Source organism: Mucilaginibacter sp. A3364 (genome assembly GCF_059690715.1).
In genome coordinates, this window is sequence record NZ_JCAWED010000002.1 from 1201543 (window position 1) to 1227147 (window position 25605).

A 25605-nucleotide genomic window follows, 5' to 3' on the forward strand; every position below is an offset into this window, starting at 1 on the left:
TACAGGATTTAGATACGATGACCAAGTGATTGTTACAATGCCCCAGGTAACGCAACCGGGAATAATCCCGATATTGACAAAACACTGCCACCAAAAAACACAAACGCCTGGTAAATAGAGCTGTAGCGCCGCTACACCTGGTGTAGCGGTGTAGCGTGCTACGCATACAGCGCTACACTGCGCCCTATCTTTGCGTTATGGGGCAACGCCGCCCGTTGGCGTTACGTATGGGTTTATGAGATCAAAATTTTATGCCCAAAACCGCTAGGCGCAAAGCCCTCATCATTTTAACCCCCGGTTTCCCCGCCAACGAAGCCGACTCCACCTGCGTACCTCCCCGCCAGATATTTGTGAAAGTGCTGAAGGAAACCTATCCGGATGTGCATGTGGTGGTTATCGCGTTTCAATATCCCTTCACCCCCGCCATTTACGAATGGAAAGGTGTTGAAGTGCGGGCCATAGGCGGCAAAGGCTGGGGCAAGGGTTTCAGGGCGCTTACCTGGTTCAGGGTTTGGTGGCAGCTGAAGCAGTTGCACAAACAGTATGAGGTGATGGGTCTGCTCAGTTTCTGGCTCGGCGAATGCGCGCTGGTAGGCAGCCGTTTTGCCCGCAAGCATGCTCTCAAACATTACTGCTGGCTGCTGGGCCAGGATGCCAAACCCGGTAACCGTTACGTACCCCGCGTAAAGCCGCAGGCAGAGGAGCTGATAGCCCTGTCGGATTTTATCCGGAAAGAGTTTGAGCGGAATTATGGCATAAGCCCGCAGCAGGTAGTGCCGGGGGCGATAGATGTTTCCCTGTTTAAAAATGCCGACGGCCCAAGGGATATTGATATCATGGGGGCCGGGTCGCTGATCCCGTTGAAGCAGTATCATATCTTTATAGAAGTAGTAGGCCAGCTGGTAAAAGACCACCCCCAACTCAAAACCGTAATCTGCGGCGAGGGCGTTGAAATGCAAAATCTGCAGCGGCAGATCAATAGCCTTAACCTGCAAAATAACATTACCCTGCTAGGCGAAGTACCGCACGATGAAGTATTAGGATTGATGCAGCGCAGTAAAATTTTCCTGCACACCTCAAACTATGAGGGCTTCGGCCTGGTGTGTTTGGAGGCGCTATATGCCGGTGCCAAACTTATCAGCTTTGTAAAACCTATGGAGGCTGATATTATGAACTGGCATATTGCATCCGATGGGGATAAGATGTACCAACAGGCCGCCAGGCTTTTGAATGAGCAGGAAAATTATCAAAGCGTACTGCCATACACGGTAAGCGATAACGCGCATAAAATAATGCAGTTATTCGGTCAGCAAGTAGAAACGATGGTCTGAATTTTTTGGGCGATGGCCTGGAAGGAGAGGGTGGTATGAAAGTAGTTTAAAACCTTTTCCCGCGTCTTCGGCTGATCAAGATGTAAAGATTTTACCAGGGTAGCTAACAAAGCGTCCTCATCCCCCGGTGGATAAAGCAGCCCGCATCGCCCATCATCCGTTATCATCCTGAACGACTGTATATCCGTAACCACAGGCACACACCCGCATGACATCGCCTGGCAAACCGCCGACCCGCTCCCCTCGTAATGCGAGCCCGATAGCATGAAATCAGCACTGTTAAACCAAGAGAGCAGTTCGGGGTTGGGAAGTTGGCCTATCAGTATCACAGCGTGGCCACCGGGGCTGTTGTGCAATAGTTCCTGTATCTGTGGTAATAGTTCGGTAGTTTGATAGATCATGTATAATCGTGCGCCCGGTTCAATAGCAGCAAAACGCAGAAATGCCCTGACCACATTCAGCGGGTCCTTGTTATCATTTAACCTGCCAACCCATAAGTAAATAACATCCCCTGTAACGCCGGTAGCCTGCCTTGCCGCAGTCTTATCCACCGGGTAAAATACCGATGAAACCTCCATCACCTCGTGAACTTTTGAAGGGGTGGATAAATTACCTTTCGCCACCCAATCAAGCCCCATGGGTTTGGAAGCAAACAGGTAGGCATTGGTCAGTTTATCCGCCTGGCAAAGGGCCAGCCGCTTTAAACCGCTGAATGGTTTTTCCGCATGATTTTGGATGATGATCTTTACGTTCCAACCCAGCAGCAACCGTAACTGAATAACCTGCAAAGGGAAATGCAGGCTCTGCACAAAAACCACATCGGGCTTCAGGCTTTTAATAAAACGGTGCTGCCTTAACGGGAATTTGTTGTTATGCCCAAAGCGTTTAAAGTAGTAGGTAACACCGTTGTATTCGTAATCGCCCTGGTAATTTATCTGCTCAATGCTGATCACCTCGTGGTTTGTGCTGAGCGCTTCCAGTATGCCTTTATAGGCCCGTATGCGGGTTAACCATGCCTCGGGATTGTTAAAGGCCGGCGTTACAACATAACTGGTAAAAACAAATCGCATAGCTTAAAAAATATCAATATCGGCAAAAGTGAATTTCAGGTTTTGGGTGTCTATGTCATTACCCAGGGTATTGATGATAACCGGGAAAGACGGCTCGGCCCGGTAAAGTTGTTCGAACATTTTATAGGCGGTAGTGTCGGGGCTGGTTTGAAAATGGATCTGCCGTACCCCAAGCCTGCGGGTCAGCTGAACGAGCTCATCCATTACATTCTTGAAAGCGTCCGCGGGACAATCCATATCACCAATAAATAGATCCTGATTAATTTTTAGCCAGATAACAGCCCGGCCAATATTGATCACCATCGTATCTGAATACCGTTTATAATTCAAATAATCCTTATCCCGAAACACGCCATCGGCACCGTGTTTCAACGCAGGGTTAACGATTCCCAAAGCCGGGTTCAGGTAATTTTTGAGGATATACTTTTGGTAGCTTTTGTACAACAAATCCAGCACGAAAGACCTTCGCGCCAGCTTAGCCAAAAGCAAATTTCCGCCAAAATCAATAGTAAATCTTTGCAAAGCATGCAAAGCTTTCGAGCTTAACTTACCCACCGAAGCCGGGTGCGCGTTTTGGTTTGGGAAGCTAAAAATAAGTTTTATCCCCGCCTCCATACAAAGCTGTTGCGTAAGCAGGCCCAGCGCGGTATATAAACCGTACCTGCGGTATTGGGCATGCGTCATCACATCGCCGCATTGGGCCGCCAGTATTTTATCGCCCTGGTATTGCAGCCAGGTAGGCATAACGCCATAGTAGGCCACAGGTTTTTTGTTATGATAGGCAAAGTAACCGATATACTGCGCCCCGGTATAAGCGGTATCATGTTTGTCTAAAAAGTAATCGACCGACCGTGACCGACCGTAAACCTGACGATACAAAACAGCCATATCGTCAATGTTATCACTGCTTAGGCGCTGTATGGAAATACCGTTATTCATAGTGGCGGTTTATGGTGGCGTATAACTGGTTTACGGGCGATATGTAGGGGTTTACCGTAAAGCGTTCGCGCAGGGTTTGATCGTTGGAATCTTCCAACTTATAAAAATCCATAATGGGCAATTGGGTATAACCAGCTTGCTTAGTCAGTTGAACAACCGTTTTGTTATAACTGCCGTAGGGAAATGCAAAGCTGTTAATTGTTTTGCCGGTAATGCCCTCTAAATAGCTTTTACTTTGTTGGAGTTCATTAAAAGCATCGGCTTCGCTGAGGTTTACCAGGTCGTTGTGGTATAGGCCGTGGGCGCCTACGGTTGAGTAAGGTGATTCAGATAGACTTTTTATTTGCTGTGGTGTCATTTGCAGCCAGTAATCGCATAGCTGTTCGTCGGTTTTGAAGGGGGCTTGTTTTTCAAGCTTCGCCATCACTTCGGCTTTCTCAGCGAAGCCGGTGCGACGCAGTACCTGCTTCAACGCCTCACCATCTGCCGAACGGTATTGCCTGTGTTTATCTAAGGTGTAAATAATGTTTTTATGGCTGATCTGCTCCGGTCCGAAACTGCCCGCAATACTCATAAAATGGTTCCATAAAATATCGCCGCCAACCGAGGTAATGCCGGTAACAAAGAACGTAGCCGGCATTTTATATTTTTCCAGCAAGGGTAAAACGTAAGTGTAGTTATTAGCCAGCCCATCATCAAACGTAAGGCAAATATTAAACCTGTCGCCACTAAGCCTGCCAGCATACACATCGCCCAACGTTACCACATTGCAGTATTTTTTATAAAGTTTTAGGTGCGCTTCAAAAGTTTCTTCCAATAAATAAATCGGACTAAAGCGCGTATGCTCCCGCTTACAAATACCATGATATACCAGTATCCGGCACCCGCGGGCGCTTTTGAAAAATGAGTCGCTCAAGCCCAAAACATGCCCGGTGCTGCGGCGCATATGGGTAAATTCGCGGCGCGCTTTTGCCTGTATTTTGCCTGCCAAACTCATGCGCTAATACTAACCGGGAACACCGCCTGCGGGTAATAACTTTTTATTTGCTGCATTAACTGGGGCAGGTTACCCAGCACATATTTATCCGCTCCGTTTATGCTGATCCTGCTGTATTTGCTGAGGTTTAAATGGGTTACCTGTTTAAGCAGTTCCTCATCAAACAAAATAATTTTATGGTTATGGGCTATTAGCAAAATATCCGAGGGCTCGGTAGCAAAAAACGATTCTCCGGTGCTTTGCCAGGCGCGTTTACGAGTTACCACTGCCGAACCATTGTTGGCATGCTGCTGCAGGGATTGATACAGCTCCTCATCGGTAAGCATATTGGTTTTGCGGGCCAGGCGTATATGGTCCCAAATGTTCCAGTTGCCGGTAAGGGTGGAGTCGGTGCCGAACAGGATATTGGTGTACTTTTTAAGGTGATGTGCCGGCGCGGTTTTGTTCAGCAAAAAATAGTTCGATTCGGGGCACCAAACCAGGGCCTCAAAACGGCGGGCCTGGCTGGGTGTCATGGCAACGCCGTGTACACCTATCAGTTTTTTATTTAAAAAGTTCCAGTTTAGCAGCTCGTCAATTTCGCGGTGCGATTGTTCGTCGCTGCCCTCGCCCACGTGGATCACTATCGCCCCCGGCTTTTTAAAAGGATTGTTAAGTTTCATTTTCCAGCGCTTTTCAAATTGCACGGAATGGATGCTGCGCTCCTGCTCCACGTTGATAGGCGCGTTGCTAACCGGTAGGTATTCGCCATGGTTTACCACCGTGGTAACGCCGCAAAGCAGGTTTTTAAAAATGCCCCAGTTTACGCGCAGGGCCAATGGTACTTTTAATACTGCGGCAATTTCGGTTTTGTAATGTTCGTGAATGTAGTCGCCCCATTCGGTGTAGTTGTTATAGATCTTATCGCCCAGTTGGGGGAAAAGGTTAAAATCCAAATGATCATGCCAGTTAACCAGGCCGGGGAAGGCCAGGGCGTTGTTAAAATCAAGCTGTAAAGTATCGGCAACGGCGCCGGTTAGCGGTACCAGCCCGCCTTTGCCCACCCTCACATTAACCGGGCCGCTGCCGTGTATTGTTTGCACATTATTCAGTATCATAAGCCCGGCGTAAATGGATACCGTAAATAATGCGCGATCCTTTAAATTTTTCAAAAACAGGTAAGGCTTTTTTGGCTTCGTAATAATGTTTTACCGAATCGTCCACCTCGCGCTCTATGCTGTTAACCACCTTAAAGCCATAGTGCAGTAGTATCTCCTCAATATCATACACATAATGCACAAAGTTTTTAATGGCGATGGAATGCTTGTTATGTGTAAACGTACGCTTGCCGCCAAAGGCCAGCGCGTTGGGATGAAAATCAGTAATAATGATATCGCCTTGTGGCTTTAATATCCGGCTCCAAACCTGCAGGCTTTCGGCAATATTTTCAATGTGCGCCACGGTGAGGGTTGATACAATGGCATCATAAGTCGCGTCAGGTATATCCGCGAAGCGATCGTCAGTTATCCAGTACGTATGCGCGTCGGGAAACTTTTGTTTCAGGCGAGTCAGCATCCCGGCAGATACATCAAACCCGGTTAAACTTCCCGGGTCTCTGCGCAGCATTTTGGCCCAGTGCCTGCCCGTGCCGCAGCCAATATCAGCTACGCTTTTGCCCGTAATATCAAGGCCCGTAAGCAGCTTGGTAAACACAACTTCGTCCATGTCCAGCATCAGGTTGCCGGGCTGGGCATCGTAGTTGTCGGCCCACAGGTCGTAAGCCTCTACCGATCCTTTTTCGGCTACTGCCGGATGGAAAATATTTTTGCCGATGATGTTTTTTAAGGCGCTGAGCATGGTACAGGTTTTAAGGGTACATCTACATCAAAATACGACCTGTGAAACCCAAAGGTTGCCCGCCATTTTTATTTAGCCGGGTGGGCAACCTTTGCAAAAACGGGGGCGTAATGTTTTATGTAGGCCGATGCTATCAACCACTTAACCAATGAATAAAATTCTGCTCTTCAACCCCAAAAGTGCCATTGCCAAGCACCGTGTGCCCAATTCTATTTTAAGCATTGCCGCGTCTGTTGAAGGCAAGTATGATTGGGTAATTGTTGATGGCAATTGCGAGGAAGATCCGTTAGCAAAAATTGAAGAATACCTGGCTCAGGGCACTATCAAATACCTGGGCATTACGGTAATGCCGGGGCCGCAGTTAAGGCAGGCCATCCCGGTATCAAAAGCGGTTAAAGCGAAGTTCCCTGATGTATATATTGTTTGGGGCGGATATTTTCCGTCAACACAATCCAAAGTGGTGCTGGATTCGGGCTATGTTGACTTTATAATCAATGGTGCTGGCGATCATGCTTTCCCGGCATTGGTAAACGCGCTGGAAAACGATACGCCTTATGAGCTGATCAAAAACCTCATCTACAAAGCCAATGGCGATATCCTGAAAAACCCTAAAGAGGATCTGATGGAGCAGGATACCCTGCCGCCGCTACCGTATGATAAGCTGACCAATTTTTACCCTATGCAGAAATACCTGGGTAAAACTTATTTAGGCGAAAAAACGCTGGCCTATCATTCCAGCATTGGTTGCCCGTTCACCTGTTCGTTTTGCGCGGTGGTGCCCATTTTTGAGGCACGGTGGAAAGCCAAATCGGCCCTGACGGTTTATAACGATGTAAAATATATTAAGGATAAATGGGGTGCCGACGCGATAGAGTTTCACGATAATAATTTCTTCGTTTCCGAAAAACGTACCGTTGAATTCGCGAAGCTGATAGCACCCGAAAAAATGTCGTGGTGGGGAATGGCGCGTATTGATACCATGGATAAATTCAGCGATGAATCGCTGGCTGCTATCCGCGCGGGTGGTTGTAAGATCATTTTCTTCGGTGCCGAGAGTGGCAACAATTCCATACTGGAGCAACTGGACAAAGGCGGTACCCAAACCGGCGAGCAGATCATCCGCTTTGCGGAAAGACTAAAGAAATTTGACATTATACCCGAGTACTCTTTTGTGCTGGGTACCCCGGCCCCTACGCCGCAGCAGGTGCAGGCGCAGATAGATTTTGAGATAGATTTTATTAAGCAGATAAAACACGTAAACCCACGCACCGAAATTGTGCTGTACACCTATAGCCCGGTACCTACCGAAGGCTCTGAATTGTTTAAACAGGTAATGGACGCGGGCTTTAAATACCCGCAAAAACTGGAGGACTGGATTAGCCCCGCCTGGGAAAATTTCGACCTGCGCAAAAACCCGCTCACCCCATGGCTTACCGGCGAGATGATTGATAAGATCAGGAATTTTGAAACGGTGCTTAATGGCGTGTACCCAACAGTTACCGACATCAGGATGAACCAGATCAAGCGCGCGGCCATAAAAATGGTGGCCAATTTACGCTATAAAGTAAACGTATATCAATACCCGTACGAGATCAAACTGTTGCAAAAAGTTTGGAAATACCGCCAGCCCGAGATACAAGGTTTTTAAACAATAAGCCCATGGTGATAGCTGTAAAAGATACCCCGAAAAAATCGCCCAAAACCCTGCGACAAGGGTTTGAGGACTTGTACACCGCCGTGCGGCGCTACGAGCAAAAATTGTATACCGACGAGCAGCTGCAACAACTGCCCGATTTTGATATACACTCGGCCGAGTGGGAAGTGAGGCGACAATCGAGCAACCGTTTAATACACCGCCTGGAGCGCAAACACCGTCACCTGGATATTTTGGAAGTAGGTTGCGGCAACGGCTGGCTGGCCGCTAAACTGGCGGATGTGCCTTACACGCAGGTACTGGGTTTGGATATTAACGCCCAGGAAATTAACCAGGCTGGTCGCGTTTTTAAGCGGGATAACCTGGCTTTTGTTTGCGATGCTTTTAGCGATACCACGTTTACTACCGAGAAGTTTGACGTGATTGTTTTCGCAGCCTCGCTGCAGTATTTCCCTTCGGTTATTACAGTGCTGACTCAGGCGTTGTCGCGATTAAAAAAGGGTGGCGAAGTGCATGTGATAGATACCCCGTTTTATACCCCCGACGAAGCCGGCAAAGCCGATGAACGCTGCCGCCAATACTATGCTGATATGGGTATCCCCGAAATGGCCGATCATTATTTTCATCACTCTATAGGCGAGTTTTGGGGCTTTAATTACAAAGTATTATTCAGGCCCGATACCTTGTTGAATCGCCTGTTAAAAAAGGGGCCCTTTCCCTGGATAGTCATCACCAAATAAATGATACAGCTGCCTTCTATAGTTCAAACCTATCAGCGCTACCGCACGCTAAAAACGCATCGTATATCGGCCCTGCCGGTAGCCATACTGATGCCGCATAGCGCCTGCAACTGCCGCTGTGTGATGTGTGATATTTGGAAGGATAATAAAAACCTGAAACAGCTGAACGAGGCTGATGTGAGCCAACTGCTCATCTCGCTTAAAAAATTAAATACCAAACAGGTGTTAATGTCTGGCGGAGAGGCTTTGTTGAATCCCAATTTTTTTGCCTTGTGCAAACTGATAAAAAATGCCGGCATGAAGGTGAGCTTACTTACCACCGGGCTGTCCATCAAAAGCCATGCAGAGCAATTGTTACAATGGGTAGATGACATCATCGTATCTATTGATGGCGACGAGGCGCTGCATGACGCCATCCGCAACGTACCCAACGCCTTTAAAAAATTGCGCGAAGGGGTGGTGCATCTCAAAGCGCTTAACCCTGATTATCCTATTACGGCGCGCACGGTTATCCATCGTTTAAACTTCCGCAATTGGGCGGCTATTATTTCCGCTGCGCGGGAAATGGGTATAGACCAGATCAGCTTTTTACCAGCCGATGTGAGCAGCCACGCCTTTAACCGCCAAACTGCCTGGGCCGAACCACGCCAGCACGAAGTATTGATTGACGAAGAAGAACTCCCTGAACTAATGGAACTGATCACCGCACTTTTTAAAAACAATAACCGCGATTTTGACCAACATTACATAGCCGAATCGCGGCAGAAAATATTGGATATTTATTATTACTACGCCGCGTTTTACGGCAAAAATCCTTTCCCCTATAAACGGTGTAACGCGCCATGGGTCTCTACCGTTATTGAGGCCGATGGCGTTGTACGCCCCTGCTTTTTTCATGATGGCATAGGCAATATTCATGAGAATAACCTGGAGGATATTTTAAATGGCGAGCGGGGCATGGCCTTCCGCCAAAATTTGAATATGGGACAAAATGACACCTGCGCCAAATGCGTGTGCACCCTCAATTTATCACCCTTTGCCCGATTATAAGCCATGAGTAAGGTGCTATTTTCACATTCGTATTTTATGCGCTTTGACCCAAAGCAATGGAGCATAGGCTTGCCTTATGCGCCGCTTGGTACGCTGTACGCCGCGGCTTTGCTGCGCGATAACGGGCATGAGGCTGCATTGTTCGACACCATGTTTAGCAGTCGGCCCGAGGAAGTTTTACCTGCGCTGGATAACGGCCAACCGCAATTTTTCGTGATCTATGACGATGGCTTTAACTACCTCACTAAAATGTGCCTCACCAATATGCGCGAGGCTGCTTTTACCATGTGTAAGCTGGCCAAAGCGCGGGGTTGTACGGTGATCGTAGCCAGTTCGGACGCTACCGACCGCTACGAAAAATACCTGGCCGAAGGTGCTGATTTTATCATTTTAGGAGAGGGCGAGCAAACGTTGCTGGAACTGGTGAATCGTCTAAACGACGGCAATACCGACCATACCAACATCCCCGGCATCGCTTTTATTGACCAGGATCACCGCATTCACAAAACATCTGCCCGCCCAGTGATGAAAGATTTGGACGCCTTACCGCTGCCCGCCTGGGACTTGGTGAATATGGAAACCTATCGTAATTACTGGCTTAAAAACGCGGGCTATTTTTCCATCAATATGGGTACCACACGCGGCTGCCCCTTTAAATGTAACTGGTGCGCCAAGCCTATTTATGGTAACCGTTATAACTCCCGCAGCCCGCAGCATGTGGTGAGCGAGATCAAGTTATTGAAAGACCGGTACGCCATCGACCATATCTGGTTTTGTGATGATATATTCGGACTGAAACCCGGCTGGGTGCAGGAATTCGCGCGACTGATGACAGAGGAAAAATTAAAGATCCGCTACAAAATACAATCGCGCGCCGACCTGCTAGATCAGGAAGATACCGTGGCCGCGCTGGCCGCTTCGGGTTGCGAGAATGTGTGGATAGGTGCCGAAAGCGGTTCGCAAAAAATATTGGATGCAATGGATAAAGGTATCACGCTGGCGCAGATCGATGCGGCGACCAATGCCATGAAAACGCATGGTATTAAACCATCGTTCTTCATCCAGTTTGGTTACCCGGGCGAGGATAAGGCCGACATAGCGCTTACCATCGCCATGATCAATCACCTGTTGCCATTCGAGATCGGCATCTCCGTATCCTACCCGCTCCCTGGCACCGTATTTTACGATCGTGTAAAAGCCGACCTGAAAAAGAAAACCAACTGGACAGATTCCGACGAAATGGCGCTGATGTTTAGCAACACTTTTCCGCCGTCGTACTATAAACAGCTGCATAAATACGTGCATAAAAACTACCACATGCACCTGGCCAAAAATAGCCTGGCCAAAATTGTAAATAACCCTTTTGGCGTGGGGGCGCAAAGTGTGCGTAAGGCCCTGTCGGTATTGTACTACATGCCCGCCACCTACGTAGAACGCCTCAAGCTACAGCAACTGGAAAAAGCAGGATGAGCAGCACCGCGCAACATATTAATGAGCAGTTTGCCGCGCAGGCATTCTCGGCACAGGCACCGGTGTTTGATGCTATTTATGCGGATAATGCTATTGTGGATTATAAGCGCAGGCGCGTTCGCGCGCATGTGCTGCAATATTTAAAACCCAACGCATCCATCCTGGAGCTGAACAGCGGTACCGGCGAGGATGCCACTTTTTTTGCAAGTCTCGGCCATCAGGTTCACGCTACAGACATCGCCGAAGGCATGCAACAACAACTACGCGCTAAAGCGGAAAAGCAGGGCCTGCAGCACCTCATCAGCACCGAACTTTGCTCGTTCACCCAATTGGATCAGTTGAAAGCCCGCGGACCTTATGATCACATTTTCTCCAACTTCGCGGGGCTGAATTGTACGGGAGAGCTGGATAAAGTTTTGTTGTCATTCGCATCTTTGTTGAATGAGAAAGGCGTAATTACTTTAGTGGTTTTACCCCAATTTTGTTTGTGGGAATCATTACTCATCTTCAAAGGAAAATTCAAAACCGCTACCCGCCGTTGGTTCAGCAAAAATGGGGTGAAGGCGCATATGGAGGGCACGCATTTTACCTGCTGGTATTATGATCCGGCTTATATTGTGGATACGCTGAACGGCTCCTTTGATGTGCTTTCGCTAGAAGGGCTTTGCACTATTGTGCCGCCATCTTACATAGAGGGTTTCGGCGAAAAATATCCGCGCTTTTATCGTCGCCTGCAAAAGTGGGAAGAGCGTTTAAAAACCCGCGCGCCCTGGAAGTATTGGGGCGATTATTACATCATTTCCTTACAGAAAAAATAAGCTTCTTTTAGTGCACCATCAGGTGATGCGTGTGCTCGATGATCCGCGTCAGCTTGGTTTGGTACTGGTGCAGTAAATGGCTCTGGAAGTTTTTAGGATCGGGTTTGGCGAAGTGCTTGCCAGCCGCCATGCTCATGATGTTGCCGTTGGCGTTCAGTTTTTTGAGCAAGGTCTTTTTGTTCCAGCGGCTGGCGGTAATGCGCATCAACATATTGTCTATTGCATCGCCCACCGGGTTATTAAATACCCGCTCGAACAGGCGGTTAAATATTGAAGTACGCAAGGGTTTGGCCGAGGATACTCGCATAATTTTATTAGGCAGATGCTCGCGTGTCCAGGTGTTGTTGGCATAGAAACGTTCTATGGTGGTATCGCCGTGTAGGGGGATCAGCGTAACTACTTCAATAGCGGTATACAGGTTTTTTTCTACGATCTCCAGTTGCGCCTCGTCAATGTAATAGTTCATGCAAAAGTAGTCCTGCTTGTTAAGCAGATAGGTTAACTTTTTAAAGCCATGCATCAGCGTGCGGGCTATCCATAAACGGTTTTTAGCGGTGATGATGAACAGGTCGATATCTGAATTATCATCTGCATAGTTTTTAGACAGGGAGCCAGATATGGCTATGCCACGCACATAAGGAAAACGAATTAATATATCACTTACCTTGCCCGCAATTTTGATCAGTTCGGCAGCTTTGCGGTTGCCTTCGGTGCGGCGTGCTATAAGGGCATAGTTGTTTTTAAGCGAGTAGTATCCGGCAAAACGAAAAATGGTCTGGCTATCAACCAGCGACTGCAGGGCCCAGTCAAAATCGTCCTGCTCATACTTGCTGCGCAGGAAAAGAAAGATCTCGCTGCTGCTTAGCGGATATTGAAACATATCAAAATAAGCAAGCGTAGCCAATATGTTCTCCTTGATCTCTGCCACGAGTTTTTTGCTGTTAACGGCTGCTGATATGGCCCTTGAGTTATACATTTTTTGTTCTATATAATGATGACGGCGATGCCCCTTTACAGGTTGCCTTGCCGATGGAGAAAATGTATCGTTTTTGCGCATGTAACAAGTGTTTTACACAAATTAGGAGTATTGTCTTTTATCTGCGGCCAGCATAAAGAATGAAAAGAAAAAAGCATAAAATATCACGCCCTTATCCACATCCAATAAGTTCTCTGAAAACGACACAGCGGCCACCAGCAGCATAAAACATACAAACAAAACATCCTTATTCGCGACAGCCTGCTTAAAGCCAAAGGCCAGCGTAGTCAAATACACCAGCAAGCCAATAATCCCCGACTTAATGCAAAAGCTCAGATACTGGCTATGCGCGTTTAGTTTATTGATGAAGGAATTATAATACTTCCCCGCAAAGAATCCTTCGTGTAGTAAACCCACTTCCGAACCGGCACCATGGCCGGCGACTGGGGCCCCGGCTATCAGCTTGACGGCCACGCTCCAGCGGTCAAGGCGGGAGTCGATAATTTTATCGGGCGAGGTATGGCTCAAGTCGGTTTGCAAATCGGTGACGTAGCGGATTTTAAGGCTGCTCATGGTAAAAACGCTGCCGATCAGCAGCACGGATACCGCCGAGGTAGCCGCCATAAAACGATATCGGCGCCGGCCATTGAATAACAAAAATGGTATCGCCAAATTCACCATCACCAAAATAACTGCCCCTACCGATTTTGACGACAACTGCACTACCCCGGCCAGTAGCACCAATGCACAGCCTGCAAAAAACAGGCGCAGGCAATTGGATGTTGTGCTTATCAATTCCTTGAACATAAAGACCAAAGCCAATGACACTTGCAGCGAAAAGAAGGTGGCGTGCATGGCAATAGGTTCCGAAAAATTGTGGTTGGTAAATGTGGCCGAGAAAATAGCTTTTAAAGGCATGCTGTAATGGCGAAGCGTGCGGTAAGCATCTATGTATAGATACAGTACGGTTAGGGCGCAGATGATGGAGAAACCAAGCATCAGTCCATCGCGGTATTTGCGCAGGTCGAGGCTGTTCAGTTTAAATACAATGGGCAGCAACAGCACCGGCACCATTCGTCCTAGTTCACTATAAGCCTCTCCCTTGTTAACGGTGTAAATAGTACTTAGCAGTGATACAAAGAATACCGATTGCAACGCCAGTATCTTTACACTAAACATTCCCTTCAAACTTTCCCGCTTTAAGTTTATCAGTGTATGTAAAGTAAAACTTATCAATATTAAATGGCTGTAAAACATATCAAACGGCAGGCTCACCATCAGCAACAGCAAATGGTAATAGCTCAGCAAATTGGCAGGGCTATCCGTTGTGGGGAATAATTTTTTGATCATGGTAATGCAGGTAACATTCAATGGCAAATTCTTCGTATTTATCAACCACGGTATCCCAGTTAAACAAGTGCTTTATTTTGTGCACGTTATTATTTACCATGGCTTGCTCGGGTTCGCGGCGCTTAACGGTTTCTATCAGTTGGCGCACCTCTTCGGCGTTTAAAAAGTAGTAGGCGTCGTCGTGTAGCACGGCCTGGTTAAAAGGGTTATTGTGCGCGGCAATAAGTGCCTCGCTGGCCATAGCTTCCAGTAATGATGGGTTGGTGCCGCCCACGCTGTGCCCGTGAAAATACAGGTACGAATTGTTTTGCAATTGACGCACCTGCGCGGTATCAAAAATGGCCCCGTTAAAATCAATACGCGGGTCGTTTTGAAATTTGTGGGTGATGTATTTGCCGAAGCGATTATTGGTATTACCCAACACCCGGAAAGTTTTGGTAGAATTGCTGCTGTTAAAACCTTCCAGTATAGTTTCAATATTATTCTCGGGCTCCATGCGGGCCATCAGCAAAAAGTAGTCTTCTTTTCTGGCTTCCGCTTCGCTGATCTGCTCACGCTCCACTTCTGATATCAGGTCGGCACCATAGGGGATATACCGGCTATCTACATTGTACTTGCGCGATAAGTAAGCCTTGATCACCGCCGAATCCGACACGTAGTATTCGCTGTATTTAATGGCCAGCTTTTCGGCATATTTTAAAAATTTTTGAACCGGTTTGCTGTATTTGGAGCGTCGCCATTCCAGTCCGTCCATGTTGGTGATGATGGCGCTGTCTTTAGGATACAGTCGCCCCCAGATAGAGCTACTGGTATACCCCATCACCAGTATCACATCAAAGTGTCGGGTACGCGCGTCGCGGATACAATTCAAATCGTACACAAACTGACCGGCAGCACCCATCAGGTATTCGGGGTCATAACAATGCACAATGTTTACCCCGTTCCAGGTGTTGGCTGTATAAGGATGGTTGTGCGAATTATAAACCGTTACCTCATGCCCGCGCGAAGCCAGGCCTGCCGATACATATTCGGATATATGTTCAAAGCCGCCGTAGTGGTTGGGTATGCCCCGGGTGCCTAATATGGCTATGCGTAATTTCATGCCGGTTGATGGGTTTTTAAAAGGTTATAAAACATCGCGCTGCTGTGCTGCCACTGGTAGTTTTGCGTTACCACATCCGCCACGCATGCGGTAAAATCAGCCTGCGGCGGATGTTGGATCATGCTATTCAGCTTATCCTCAAACTCGGCCTCGTTTGCCGGTTTAAAAGTATAAGGCTCAAAAAAATCAAAGCTGCCCATAGCCGTGGCCGATGAGCACAATACGGGCGCACCGCATATAGCGGCTTCTAAGGGCGGTATGCCAAAACCTTCGGCTTTTGAAGGGTACACAAACAAACGACAGGCGGTATAAAACGCGGAAAGATCGGCTTCGCCAATATCTTGCAGCCAAAAAAATAGTCTACGCTGTGCTTGTGTAAGCCCCACAATGAGTTGCTGCAAATACTGTACGGATACCGATTCCACACCAATAAATACCAGCGCTATATTTTGCTCGTATAGTTTTAGCTTCAGCCATTTTTCCAACAGCAAAGCATGGTTTTTACGCGGTTCCACCCGGCTCACATACAACACAAAATTGCTGATGCCGAAGTTGCTCTGCACATGCGCCGCCGCTTCTTCGCGGTTCTTAAAATGCTGCGCCAGTTTAGTATTTACCCCGTTGGGGATAACATGAATTTGCCCTGCGGGGATGCTGTGTAGCTGCGCGATGCTCTGCTGCGAATAAAGTGAAACCGTGGTTTTAATAGCCGCGTTTTTAATACTGCGACCAAACAAAAAGTTCCGGCTCACCCGGTATCGCCATGAAAAATCACGGGGGAAAGTATCGTACAGCACATCGTGCAGGGTTACTATGTAGCGGCAATCCTTTTGTTGTAAAGGTGCCAGGTATTGAAAGTGCGCGAAATCAAAATCATGCTGCCGCAGATGCTTCGGAATGTCAAACAAAAAACGGCTCAAACCTCCGCCACGCTTTTTATACGGCAACAGGTTTTGTGGTTTTACTGTTGGGAAAGCGGTTTGAATCCGCTCGGTATGATGAGCGCCCCAATAGATGTCAACATCGGGATGATTGGCGAGCAAACCGGCGTAAAGCTCACGTATAAAAGTTTGCGTACCCTGGTATTCGGTATCAAACGCGTGCGCGTCAACAAATAGTTTGATGGGTTTGCGGCTGTCCATTACAAGTGGCTTGGGGTTAAATTATGCAAGGCAGACAGCATTCGGCCCGGGAAAAAACTCAACAGGTAAAGCACATAATTATCCAAACGCAAGGGGTGTGCGCCAATCGCTTTAGTCACATAGTTGCGGGCTTTGGCAGGCTGATGATTTTGCAGCAAAAACTTTTTAGCGCACAGGGCATAGTACGACCCCTCCTTTATTTTAGGCAGATACTGCTCCGCGCCAATGCGGTGCAGTTCGGCGCCCTCTTCGGCGCTTATTTGGCGTTTTTTGAGGGATGAATATTTAATATCCCTGAATTTGCGGGTGCGCCACTTTTCGTCGATAGTTATTGATTCGGGGTTGAGCCGCACTTTGATGAGCGGTTGGGCCATGTTACAGGCTTTTTCGTTCTTCAAAATATTCACCCATAAAAAGTGGTCCTCAAAAGTGTAGGCATGCTCGTTGTAGCCGCCGTTTTTTAGTATCACATCCTTTTTATAAAACACACTAGAGTGAATGAATGGGCACACCGTGTATTGCAGTTGCTGTATCTCGGCGTTTAAATGGCCCAGCGGCTGGTGGGTAAAAATGTGCTGCCCGTTAACATCCATATAATCTACCGCGCTACCCATAATACTATAGGCGGGGTAGGCTGTCATAAAATTATATTGTATCTGCAGCCTGTCGGGATAGCAAACATCGTCGGCATCAAAACGGGCAATGTAGGCCGCACGGGCATTGGCCAGGCCCACGTTTAAGGCCGCGGCTATACCTTTGTTAGGCTGCGAGATAACACAGATGCGTTCATCATCAAAACCGTTTATCACAGTCAATGTATCATCCGTTGAGCCATCATTAACGATGAGCAATTCAAAATCGGTGAATGATTGCCCCAGCACAGATGCTATCGCTTCGGCAATGTATTTACCCGCGTTATACGCCGGCATTAAAACCGTAATTTTTGGATCAGGCTGTTGCATGGGCGGGTTGATTTTCTTTGAGGTTGAGGTACAAAAACAGTTCGAAAACGATAAGTACCGAAAGCTGCTCGAACCAGTAATCCACAAACAAAATGGTCGTGGTTAGCAGTAAGATGGGCAGGCCATAAGTAAGTGCTTTATATCGCTTTGCGAAAAAGCCGAGGTAAAGTATCAGCAAAGCCAAAAGCCCCGGCAAACCGTACTCCGCCAGTAACTGATCATACACCGAAAAGGGCGTATTGGTGATAGAGTGATAGCCCGAGCGCTTGCTGAAATAGTTGAGATACAGATCCAGGTGATTCACCTCAAAGTCGGGATTGATATACGTATACCTGGCCGGATAGCCGCCACTCATGCCTAGTCCCGTGGCTCTGAAAGCCAGCTTGGAGGAGAAGTTGCCCATGCCATCGCCGGTTAAAAATTTGGCAGGGTGCTGCTTCAAAAAAGCGAAGGTTTGTTTAAAGCCAACGGCCTTGCCCGGCAAATTGGTGTTATATTTTTGCTGACCAGATATTGGTAATTCCTTTTTATGGGTATTGATAAAAGTAACCAGCGGCTTCTGCGCCTCGGGTGTGGTTTTTAAGCTTTGGTACGGGGCCGAGTGGATGTTGGCTTTGGGCAACAGCAGGCGGCCATTGTCGGTAACCAGTTCCGGGTCGGCAGGTTTAACTTTGGCTACCGGCAGTTGCCCTGACAGCACGCGGTTAATACTGTCAATATAAAGCTGTGCTACCTTCTCACGGCGCTCATCTGTGTTAAGCAGGCTGTCAGCAATTTCGGTTATGGGTGTTTTCTTTTCGTCGGCTTTTTTGGGTTGTGGTCTGCCTAGAACGGTGTTGAAAGTTTCGTTAACATACTTATCATTTTGCGGCGATATTTTAGCCATGAACACCACCAGGAAAGCCACGCAAACTACCATCAAACTTTTTTGCAGGCGATCGCTGTTAAAAATAAACAGCAGAGCCAGTATCAGCATCAGCACCAGGTTAGTAAAATTGCTGCCGGTAAGCAACAGGGTGGCCATGCAAAGCAGCACCATGATGGCGTTCTTCCGAACCAGGAAATAGATCACCCCAAAGGCATTGATGATGGCGTTGGTGGTGGAGGTATCGAAGCTGAGCCCCTTGATGTAATCGCCCGTACCGATGAAGTATTTCTGGTATTCCCCCTGGTAGGTGTAGGGGTTAAGCTCGTGGGTTTGGATGATGATGAAGGCGATATTACTGAACGATATCAGCACGTTTAGCAACAGGAAAACAAAGAGTGTGCGATGCAATACCCCGACCGTGTTACGCTCCACCGCCAGTTTAATTTGATGGATCGCCAACAGGCACAACACCCAAAAGCCAAGCCCGGTGAAAAATACCAACAGGTAGTTAAAATTGATGTGGCCAAGGTTCGCCGCCAGGCCCACAAAAGGTAAGGCTAAAGCCAGTAAATAGAAAAGTGGTAAACGCGAATCTTTCCAATTAAACCCGAATTTAAAGTTAAAGCGCAGCAGATAAATAAACACCAGCGTCACAATTTTTACGCCCAGTTTCACATTTAAAAACAGCACCAAAAACAGCAGCAACTCCCAATCAATGGTAGTTTTCAGGTTTTTTAAATTGAAATTAGGTATTAGTTTATCCATGTTAAGCAAGGGGCCGCGGCATTACAATCCGTTTAGCTGTTTTTACTATGAAGATTACGACCTGTATGCCCCGTGGGTTGCCTGCCTTTAACTTAAAATGGCTTTTAAACTGCTTTTGTCGGCAAGGTTTACCTGGCGGGTTAGCAGCAGCAGCGTGCCATAAAAAACTACGGCGCAGGGAATAGCTAACCAACTATCCGGAACTAAAAGTTTAGCCCCGAAACCTGCTGCTAATGCGCAGGCGGTTGAGATAATGAGCGATTGCCAACTGCTTTTTAATTCGGCAATTTGATTGTGGCTGAGGTAGAAAATAGCCTGGCTTAGTGTACCTAATAAAAATGCCAGCGCCGCACCTTCATTTTGGTAAATAGGGATGAGCATCAGGTTGCCCGCCACGTTTACAATAAGCGTTAGAATGAACGAATACAGGATCATTTTTAACTGGCCCTGTGCAAAGTATATGGTCCACAAAAAGTTGTTGAGATAGAGCAGGGGCATGCATAGCGAGAGGATAAAAATGGTGTTCACATTCACCTCGCCGTATTTACCCGCCGTAAGCCAATCAATAACAGGTTGCCAGCATAGGTTAAGCAGTAGTGCTATCAATGCGGCTATGATTAATTCCATTCGTAATAGAAATTTCAAGCTGCCGCCGTTAACCGCGTTTTGCTTCACCATTTTGGTAAAACGTGGAATGAGCAGCGGGGCGATAGCCAGCAGCGGCAGCGTGCTCATTTCAAATATTTTGTAGGCGAAACTGTATTCGGCCAGTTTTACGGCCGAGAGGAAGAAGCCGATAAAGATCCAATCAAAGCGGGATAGTACGGATGTGATAACCACCACACCAGCTTGCGGCAGCGCGCTTTTTAACAGGCTTTTGTAAGCCGCGGTTCGCCATTGTAGTTTGATAGGTATAATGGCAGAACGTTTGAATAAATACCATCCCACTAAAAGCTCCAGCACATCCCCACCAACAAAAACGGTGATGATCATTTCAAGGCTCAACGTCCCTATCAGCATAAAAACCACCAGGAAAATGCAACGTACCGCGTTAGATATAAGCGATAGTCGCGCCAGCAAATTAAACTGTTCCATGCCGCTGGCAGCCTGTTTAAATGGGGTAGAAAGGTAAATGGCCAGTTTGCCGAAGCCAACCAATAGTAATAGCTGATAAACGTTGTCATGAACAAATAACACACCCAGCGCCAACAACCCATAAAACAACAAGCCAGTGAGCAATACGTGTAAAATGTAAAGGGATAATGCCGAATGCCGGTCATCATCCGCAGCGATTTGTTTCACGATAAGCTGGTCTATCCCCAGCGAAAGAATGTTAAACACAGACAGCAGTATGGCCAGCACCAGGTTCAATTCGCCGAAAATAGTTTTGCTTAGGCCGGTAGACAGGATATAAAAAATAACCAGCCCGAAAACCTGGTTAAGCACCAGTTGCAGCGCATTGGCCGATAGGTTTTTTAATTGCCGGCTCTTCATCAGCTTGACAGCTCGACAGCCAGGTTGGGTTTAACGGGAATCTGCACTTTTTGCAGGTTATTTTGCATGCGTTGCAGGTAATGGTATTTCAGCCATTTGTTTTTATAGGTGCTGCGGGCTATGTCCCAGCCCTCGCGGCCGTCTAAAAAGCCTAGCAGCAGTACATAGCTTTTAAACAAGCTAAAAGCCGGCGACAGGTACATACCCCAAACAGATGCTTTTTTACCGGCACGCAGGTATTCTTCGGCGCTTAGGCGAGCGTAGTATATGGCCTTGTTCTGGCACTCGCGTTTGTCTTTTACCGAGTAGTGGTGCAGAAAACCATCCAGGCGCCGAGTTTCAATTTCGGGCGATAGGGCCAGCGTTTCGTGTACCAATTGGGCGGCCCATTTTACACGGGTACGGTTAAACAGTCGGATATGATGATCTCGCCCCCAGGTGCCATAGCGTACCGGTTTGTTACCAAAATACGAGCGAAAACGGATATCATAAACTACGTTAGGGTTGTTAAACTGCAGGCTGTGCATGGATAGGGCCAGCTCCAGGTCGGCAATTTCATCGGCATCAATACTTAGTATCCAGTTGTATTTAGCCAACTCAATGCCTTTGTTTTTATTGTTGCCGTAGCCGTCCCAGTTTTTTTCGTAAACGCGGCAGCCGTGCCGGCGGGCAATTTTGGGGGTATCATCTGTACTGTCGTTATCAATTACAATAATATCATCCGTTATCAGCCGGGCGGCAGTTATGCATTCGGCAATTATTGCAGCTTCGTTTTTGGTGATGATGATGACAGATACAGGTACCATGCGCAATTATAAAATAGGTGAATTGTATAGTTATCACGATGTTAAAGCGGTATTGGTTGCCTGATAGGGCCGATTTATTTGGGATGCTTTTTTGATGAAAATTAATCGGGCTGATTTTCAATATTTTAAATTAAATTTAATTGGGCAGGCAACCATTATATTTATTTTAACGTGATGGTGATAAATGGCATAATTAAATAACCCGAGAATTAACCCGTATGGGCGAAGAAGAGTTACATCAACTGATAAGCGGCTGTGTTAAACAGGACCGGAAAAGCCAGAAAATGCTTTATAAAGCGTTCTACGGCTTCTCTATGGCTATCTGTTTGCGCTACACCGGCGACCGTGACGAAGCCGCCGAGGTGATGAACCAGGGTTTTTTTAAGGTATTTACCAAAATAGACAGCTTTGATGCCGACAGGCCCTTTAAAGCCTGGCTGGGCCGGATCATGATGAACACATCAATTGATCATTACCGGGCAAATTTAAAAATGGCTTATGCCGACGATCTGGAAGCCGCCGAGCATATAGGCGACGTAAACATGGCCGACAATAATTTAAATTATAATGATCTGCTGGCCATGGTGCAAAAACTGCCGCAGGCTTACCGAACGGTGTTTAACCTATTTGCGATAGATGGCTACTCGCACGAAGAGATCGCAGGCATGCTTAACATTAATGTAGGCACTTCAAAATCAAACCTGTTTAAGGCGCGATTGAAACTGAAGCAGATGATATTAGATGCTGAAACTAAAAGTAATTATAGCAGAGGAACAGATTTTACACCCGTTGTGGCCATAAATGGCAGCACAGCAATTAAACCGGTGTACTTTAACAATGGAATACGAGAATGAAAAAGGAGCATAAAAATATTGATGATATTTTCAAGCGTGGCTTGGAAGATCCTATCGATGAGGTAGGGTTTGACAACCGTGATTGGGATGCCCTTGAGGAGATGTTGGACAGGGGCAAAAAGCCCAATCGGATTGTTTATTTATTGCCCGTATTAAGTGGCGTGGCTGCCGTGTTGCTTATAGCCTTTGGCTGGTGGATGTTTAGTCCGGCAACAACTGATGATGCCGGTAACCAGGCACAGGTAACAAAGGTTATTGAGCCGCAATCAAAAAAACAATCATCAGAAAACACTACTGCCGGGACCGAAAATACAAACACCATTACCCCATCAACCCAGGCTGAGCAGCCGGTTGCGAGTACCGATGGGTTAGCTACCGTAAAACGTGTATACACGCCAAACGCGCAGCCAAAACCATTTGAGCAGGCCACAGCACAAAGCACAAATACTGTTGCCGAACCTGTGATAACTAACGTAGCCAATTTAAGCACGCCGGGTAATGGCTTAGCTTTACCGCAAGCCAGCGCTCCGGAAATTAAAATAACATTGCCGGATGCGCCGGTTATAGCGGCACGTACTTTGGCCAGCCCGGTAATAGCCAAAACCATCAGCAATAACCCCGAAGCCATCAGTAACAAATGGGCAGATGATGAAAAAACCGGCAGCAATAAACCTGCAAAAGTTATTGCATCAACCTCGGGCTTTAAACCACAATTGGCGCTTAGCGTGATAGCCGCTTCTGAATTAAATGGCACCAACGCGGTTAGCCAAAGCAACAGGGGCAGCAACCTGGGTCTGTTGTTCTCGGTAGGTATCAATAAGCTGACCATTACCACAGGTGCCATGTATTCGGTAAAACCATATTCGGCCAATGGCGGTGCATACTACAGCTATGCCAGCTCAAGTAAATATGGCAACACGCCGGCTGTGCCGCAAAACATAGCGGTTGATTGCCGTATGCTGGATATCCCGCTTAATATCGATTATCAGTTATATAATAAACGCAATAATAAGATCAGCATCGGCAGCGGCCTGTCATCATACATCATGACGCATGAAAGCTACCAGTATACTTATGCAGATGCATCGGTAAAAGCGCCAGCTAATTACGACGTAAAAAGCCCGGGCCGTTACCTGTTTAGTGTCATTAATCTTCAGGCTACCTATCAGCGCCAGCTAAATTCAAAAATAGGCGTTAGTGTGCAGCCATATTTTAAAGTACCGCTGTCAAGTATTGGCTACAGCCAGGTAAAACTGCAGAGCCTGGGTGTTGCCGTAGGGTTGAATTGGAATATAAATACACTCTCCAAACCGAAATAACATGAAAAACATAGCAATTATTTTACTTGCCTGGATGAGCATCTTCCAGGCGGGGCAGGACATCTACGCCTCAAAAAATGCCAAAATAAGTTTGTTTTCTTCAGCTCCGCTGGAGGATATAGCAGCCACATCAAACGCCGGTACATCGGTGTATAACGTTACCACGGGCGATATCGCTTTCAGTGTGAGTATACCAACGTTCCAGTTTAAAAAGTCGCTCATGCAGTCGCATTTTAACTCGGAGTACCTGGAAAGCGATAAATACCCCCGCGCCAATTTTAAAGGGAAAGTAAGCGGACAGGTTGACGCCACCAAAAACGGCAGTTACCCCGTTACCGCCACCGGTGAACTGGACATACACGGCGTTAAACAAAACCGCACTATTAACGGCACCATCACGGTAAACAATGGTACGCTTACGCTGACATCAGAGTTTATGGTGAAATGTGTAGATCACAAAATTGAGATCCCCAAGATCGTGTTCCACAACATTGCCGAAAGTATAAAAATGAATGTATCGGCCACTTACACCAAGGTGCCATAAAAAATAATAACCCTACAGCTCACAAACATGAAAACACACATTGCACTAATAGCCTTTACGTTGGCTAGCCTCGGCCTGAAGGCTCAAACCAACTCGGCCGATTCATTGCTGAAAGCCATGAACGCCGACGAGAAAATGCCTACGGCACACGTAGCCACTTTTCACGCCAGCCGACTGGTAATATCCGAAACTGCCGAGACCGTTAAAAAAGGCAACTTAAATTTTTTGGTGATACACCGCTTTGGCGATATTGGCGGCACACAAGGTGGTGGCGCAACTTTTTACGGACTTGATAACTCGAGCGATATTTATATTGGATTTGAGTATGGTTTAACCGATAACCTGGATATTGATTTCGGGCGCAGCAAATTTCAGCAGCAGATAGACCTCGGTTTGAAATACAATATCCTGCATCAAAGTGCTGATGGCAGCTCGCCGCTGGCCATAACCCTTTTGGGCAAAGGCGGTTTAAAGCCGTATAAAAACGACGGCTCGTTCAGTAAATACTCAGACAGGTTTGCCTATGTGGGCCAGGCTATCATCGCCCGCAAATTTTCAGACGCATTCTCGCTGCAAATTACGCCAACTATTGTGCAGGATAATACTACGCTGCCATTTGTCCCGGGTAATGAGAATAGCTTTTTCGCCCTTGGCGCGGCTGCCCGTTTAAAAGTTACCAAGCGTATGGGTATCGTAGTTGATTACGCGCACCCATTCTCTAATTATCGCGATAACGCTACCGGCGCCAACAAATTTTATGATCCGCTTGGTGTAGGTATCGAGATGGAAACCGGCGGCCACGTGTTCACCATCAACTTTACCAACGCTAAAGCCATTACACAAACCAATTACTTAAGCGCTACCCAATCAAACTGGGGCGACGGGCAGTTCCGTTTAGGCTTTACCATATCCAGGATGTTCGACCTATCCGGTCACAAAAAATCTAATAAAACAGCTAACTACTAATACTTAACAACATGGAAAGACAAGAATTTTTATCGAAACTGGGCATAGGTGTATTAGCAGTATGCACAGGCAGTTGCCTGGCCGCCTGCAGTAATAACAGCGCTAAAGATGGCGACCCTACCCCGGGCGTAAATCCGCCAACCTCGGGCACTATATTTACCGCTAACCTGGCCACCGAATTAACTGCCGTAGGCAGCCAAAAGGTATCAAACGGTGTTATACTGGCCCGCGTGGGGGCGGGTAATGTAGCTTCATCATTTACCGCGGTACAGGTTGCCTGTACGCACGAGGGCACATCTATTGCTTATAACAATACCGAAAGCCTGTTTGTATGCCCGCTTCATGGCAGCAAGTTTAACCAGAACGGTGCCGTAGTGATGGGCCCCGCAGTGTCATCACTTAAAAAATATACGGTTAGCATAAGCGGCACAACGCTTACCGTAACAGCTTAAAATTTCCCGCCTGCTTTAAATAATTCCATGGCCGATCAAACAACTGGCCGTGGAATTTTTTTTATGCTCCGTTGTAGTTTATTTTAACATAGGCTTGCTA

24 protein-coding genes are annotated in these 25605 nt (G+C 47.2%); 11 read left to right on the forward strand and 13 right to left on the reverse strand.

The features are described 5' to 3' along the window. Positions 1-251 precede the first annotated feature (251 nt). Complete coding sequence (locus AC59JT_RS17635) at positions 252-1331, forward strand: glycosyltransferase (RefSeq protein WP_497401440.1); 1080 nt, start codon at positions 252-254, stop codon at positions 1329-1331. Here the strand turns inward: AC59JT_RS17635 and AC59JT_RS17640 are convergent. The 5 genes from AC59JT_RS17640 to AC59JT_RS17660 are packed head-to-tail and all read right to left on the reverse strand — an operon-like array spanning position 1307 to position 6173. After that, on the reverse strand, positions 1307-2401 hold the full coding sequence (locus tag AC59JT_RS17640; protein WP_497401442.1) for a glycosyltransferase: 1095 nt from the start codon (positions 2399-2401) through the stop codon (positions 1307-1309). The genes AC59JT_RS17635 and AC59JT_RS17640 overlap by 25 nt on opposite strands. Before the next feature lie 3 nt (positions 2402-2404). After that, positions 2405-3340 (reverse strand): GNAT family N-acetyltransferase, encoded by a 936-nt coding sequence (locus tag AC59JT_RS17645; protein WP_497401444.1) that lies wholly within the window; start codon positions 3338-3340, stop codon positions 2405-2407. Beyond that, positions 3333-4337, reverse strand: coding sequence for a polysaccharide deacetylase family protein (locus tag AC59JT_RS17650; protein WP_497401447.1), 1005 nt, complete (start codon positions 4335-4337; stop codon positions 3333-3335). Before AC59JT_RS17650 ends, AC59JT_RS17645 begins: the two co-directional genes overlap by 8 nt. After that, on the reverse strand, positions 4334-5434 hold the full coding sequence (locus tag AC59JT_RS17655; protein ID WP_497401449.1) for a hypothetical protein: 1101 nt from the start codon (positions 5432-5434) through the stop codon (positions 4334-4336). Before AC59JT_RS17655 ends, AC59JT_RS17650 begins: the two co-directional genes overlap by 4 nt. Then, the gene (locus AC59JT_RS17660) at positions 5421-6173 is read right to left on the reverse strand and encodes a class I SAM-dependent methyltransferase (protein ID WP_497401451.1); all 753 of its coding nucleotides are present in this window, start codon (positions 6171-6173) and stop codon (positions 5421-5423) included. Before AC59JT_RS17660 ends, AC59JT_RS17655 begins: the two co-directional genes overlap by 14 nt. Before the next feature lie 148 nt (positions 6174-6321). Between AC59JT_RS17660 and AC59JT_RS17665 the strand changes: the two genes are divergently transcribed. The 5 genes from AC59JT_RS17665 to AC59JT_RS17685 are packed head-to-tail and all read left to right on the forward strand — an operon-like array spanning position 6322 to position 11905. Next, positions 6322-7821: a B12-binding domain-containing radical SAM protein gene (locus AC59JT_RS17665; RefSeq protein WP_497401453.1), complete on the forward strand. Its 1500-nt coding sequence runs from the start codon at positions 6322-6324 to the stop codon at positions 7819-7821. 11 nt (positions 7822-7832) lie between these two features. Beyond that, entirely contained in the window at positions 7833-8567 is a 735-nt protein-coding gene (locus tag AC59JT_RS17670) for a class I SAM-dependent methyltransferase (RefSeq protein ID WP_497401455.1), read from the forward strand. Next, positions 8568-9617, forward strand: coding sequence for a radical SAM protein (locus tag AC59JT_RS17675; protein ID WP_497401457.1), 1050 nt, complete (start codon positions 8568-8570; stop codon positions 9615-9617). It begins immediately after the preceding gene. A gap of 3 nt (positions 9618-9620) precedes the next feature. Next, complete coding sequence (locus AC59JT_RS17680) at positions 9621-11087, forward strand: B12-binding domain-containing radical SAM protein (RefSeq protein WP_497401459.1); 1467 nt, start codon at positions 9621-9623, stop codon at positions 11085-11087. After that, positions 11084-11905 carry a class I SAM-dependent methyltransferase gene (locus tag AC59JT_RS17685; protein WP_497401461.1) on the forward strand — a complete coding sequence of 274 codons (822 nt, stop codon included), beginning with the start codon at positions 11084-11086 and terminating at the stop codon, positions 11903-11905. The genes AC59JT_RS17680 and AC59JT_RS17685 overlap by 4 nt, the downstream gene beginning before the upstream one ends. Positions 11906-11912: 7 nt before the next feature. Here the strand turns inward: AC59JT_RS17685 and AC59JT_RS17690 are convergent, their stop codons facing one another. From AC59JT_RS17690 to AC59JT_RS17725, 8 genes are all read right to left on the reverse strand, one after another. Then, on the reverse strand, positions 11913-12962 hold the full coding sequence (locus tag AC59JT_RS17690; RefSeq protein ID WP_497401463.1) for a nucleotidyltransferase domain-containing protein: 1050 nt from the start codon (positions 12960-12962) through the stop codon (positions 11913-11915). Between the two features lie 21 nt (positions 12963-12983). Beyond that, complete coding sequence (locus AC59JT_RS17695) at positions 12984-14231, reverse strand: O-antigen ligase family protein (RefSeq protein ID WP_497401465.1); 1248 nt, start codon at positions 14229-14231, stop codon at positions 12984-12986. After that, positions 14200-15333 carry a DUF1972 domain-containing protein gene (locus AC59JT_RS17700; protein WP_497401467.1) on the reverse strand — a complete coding sequence of 378 codons (1134 nt, stop codon included), beginning with the start codon at positions 15331-15333 and terminating at the stop codon, positions 14200-14202. Before AC59JT_RS17700 ends, AC59JT_RS17695 begins: the two co-directional genes overlap by 32 nt. After that, a complete protein-coding gene (locus AC59JT_RS17705; RefSeq protein WP_497401469.1) occupies positions 15330-16475 on the reverse strand; it encodes a glycosyltransferase family 4 protein in 1146 nt (381 codons plus the stop codon). Before AC59JT_RS17705 ends, AC59JT_RS17700 begins: the two co-directional genes overlap by 4 nt. After that, positions 16475-17437, reverse strand: a complete 963-nt coding sequence (locus AC59JT_RS17710) for a glycosyltransferase family 2 protein (RefSeq protein WP_497401471.1) — start codon at positions 17435-17437, stop codon at positions 16475-16477. Before AC59JT_RS17710 ends, AC59JT_RS17705 begins: the two co-directional genes overlap by 1 nt. Next, entirely contained in the window at positions 17424-19070 is a 1647-nt protein-coding gene (locus AC59JT_RS17715) for a hypothetical protein (RefSeq protein ID WP_497401473.1), read from the reverse strand. Before AC59JT_RS17715 ends, AC59JT_RS17710 begins: the two co-directional genes overlap by 14 nt. A gap of 87 nt (positions 19071-19157) precedes the next feature. Then, positions 19158-20564 (reverse strand): oligosaccharide flippase family protein, encoded by a 1407-nt coding sequence (locus tag AC59JT_RS17720; protein ID WP_497401475.1) that lies wholly within the window; start codon positions 20562-20564, stop codon positions 19158-19160. Beyond that, positions 20564-21370: a glycosyltransferase family 2 protein gene (locus AC59JT_RS17725; protein WP_497401477.1), complete on the reverse strand. Its 807-nt coding sequence runs from the start codon at positions 21368-21370 to the stop codon at positions 20564-20566. Before AC59JT_RS17725 ends, AC59JT_RS17720 begins: the two co-directional genes overlap by 1 nt. Before the next feature lie 218 nt (positions 21371-21588). Here AC59JT_RS17725 and AC59JT_RS17730 point away from each other — a divergent pair, with 218 nt between their 5' ends. Genes AC59JT_RS17730 through AC59JT_RS17750 form a run of 5 tightly spaced genes read left to right on the forward strand, consistent with a single transcriptional unit; the run spans position 21589 to position 25505 of the window. Next, positions 21589-22224 (forward strand): RNA polymerase sigma factor, encoded by a 636-nt coding sequence (locus tag AC59JT_RS17730; RefSeq protein ID WP_497401479.1) that lies wholly within the window; start codon positions 21589-21591, stop codon positions 22222-22224. Continuing rightward, entirely contained in the window at positions 22221-23543 is a 1323-nt protein-coding gene (locus tag AC59JT_RS17735) for a hypothetical protein (RefSeq protein WP_497401481.1), read from the forward strand. Before AC59JT_RS17730 ends, AC59JT_RS17735 begins: the two co-directional genes overlap by 4 nt. A gap of 1 nt (position 23544) precedes the next feature. Beyond that, on the forward strand, positions 23545-24087 hold the full coding sequence (locus AC59JT_RS17740) for a YceI family protein (protein ID WP_497401483.1): 543 nt from the start codon (positions 23545-23547) through the stop codon (positions 24085-24087). 27 nt (positions 24088-24114) lie between these two features. After that, positions 24115-25053, forward strand: a complete 939-nt coding sequence (locus tag AC59JT_RS17745; protein WP_497401487.1) for a DUF5777 family beta-barrel protein — start codon at positions 24115-24117, stop codon at positions 25051-25053. 11 nt (positions 25054-25064) lie between these two features. Next, positions 25065-25505 carry a QcrA and Rieske domain-containing protein gene (locus AC59JT_RS17750; protein ID WP_497401491.1) on the forward strand — a complete coding sequence of 147 codons (441 nt, stop codon included), beginning with the start codon at positions 25065-25067 and terminating at the stop codon, positions 25503-25505. The last annotated feature ends 100 nt before the right edge of the window (positions 25506-25605 follow it).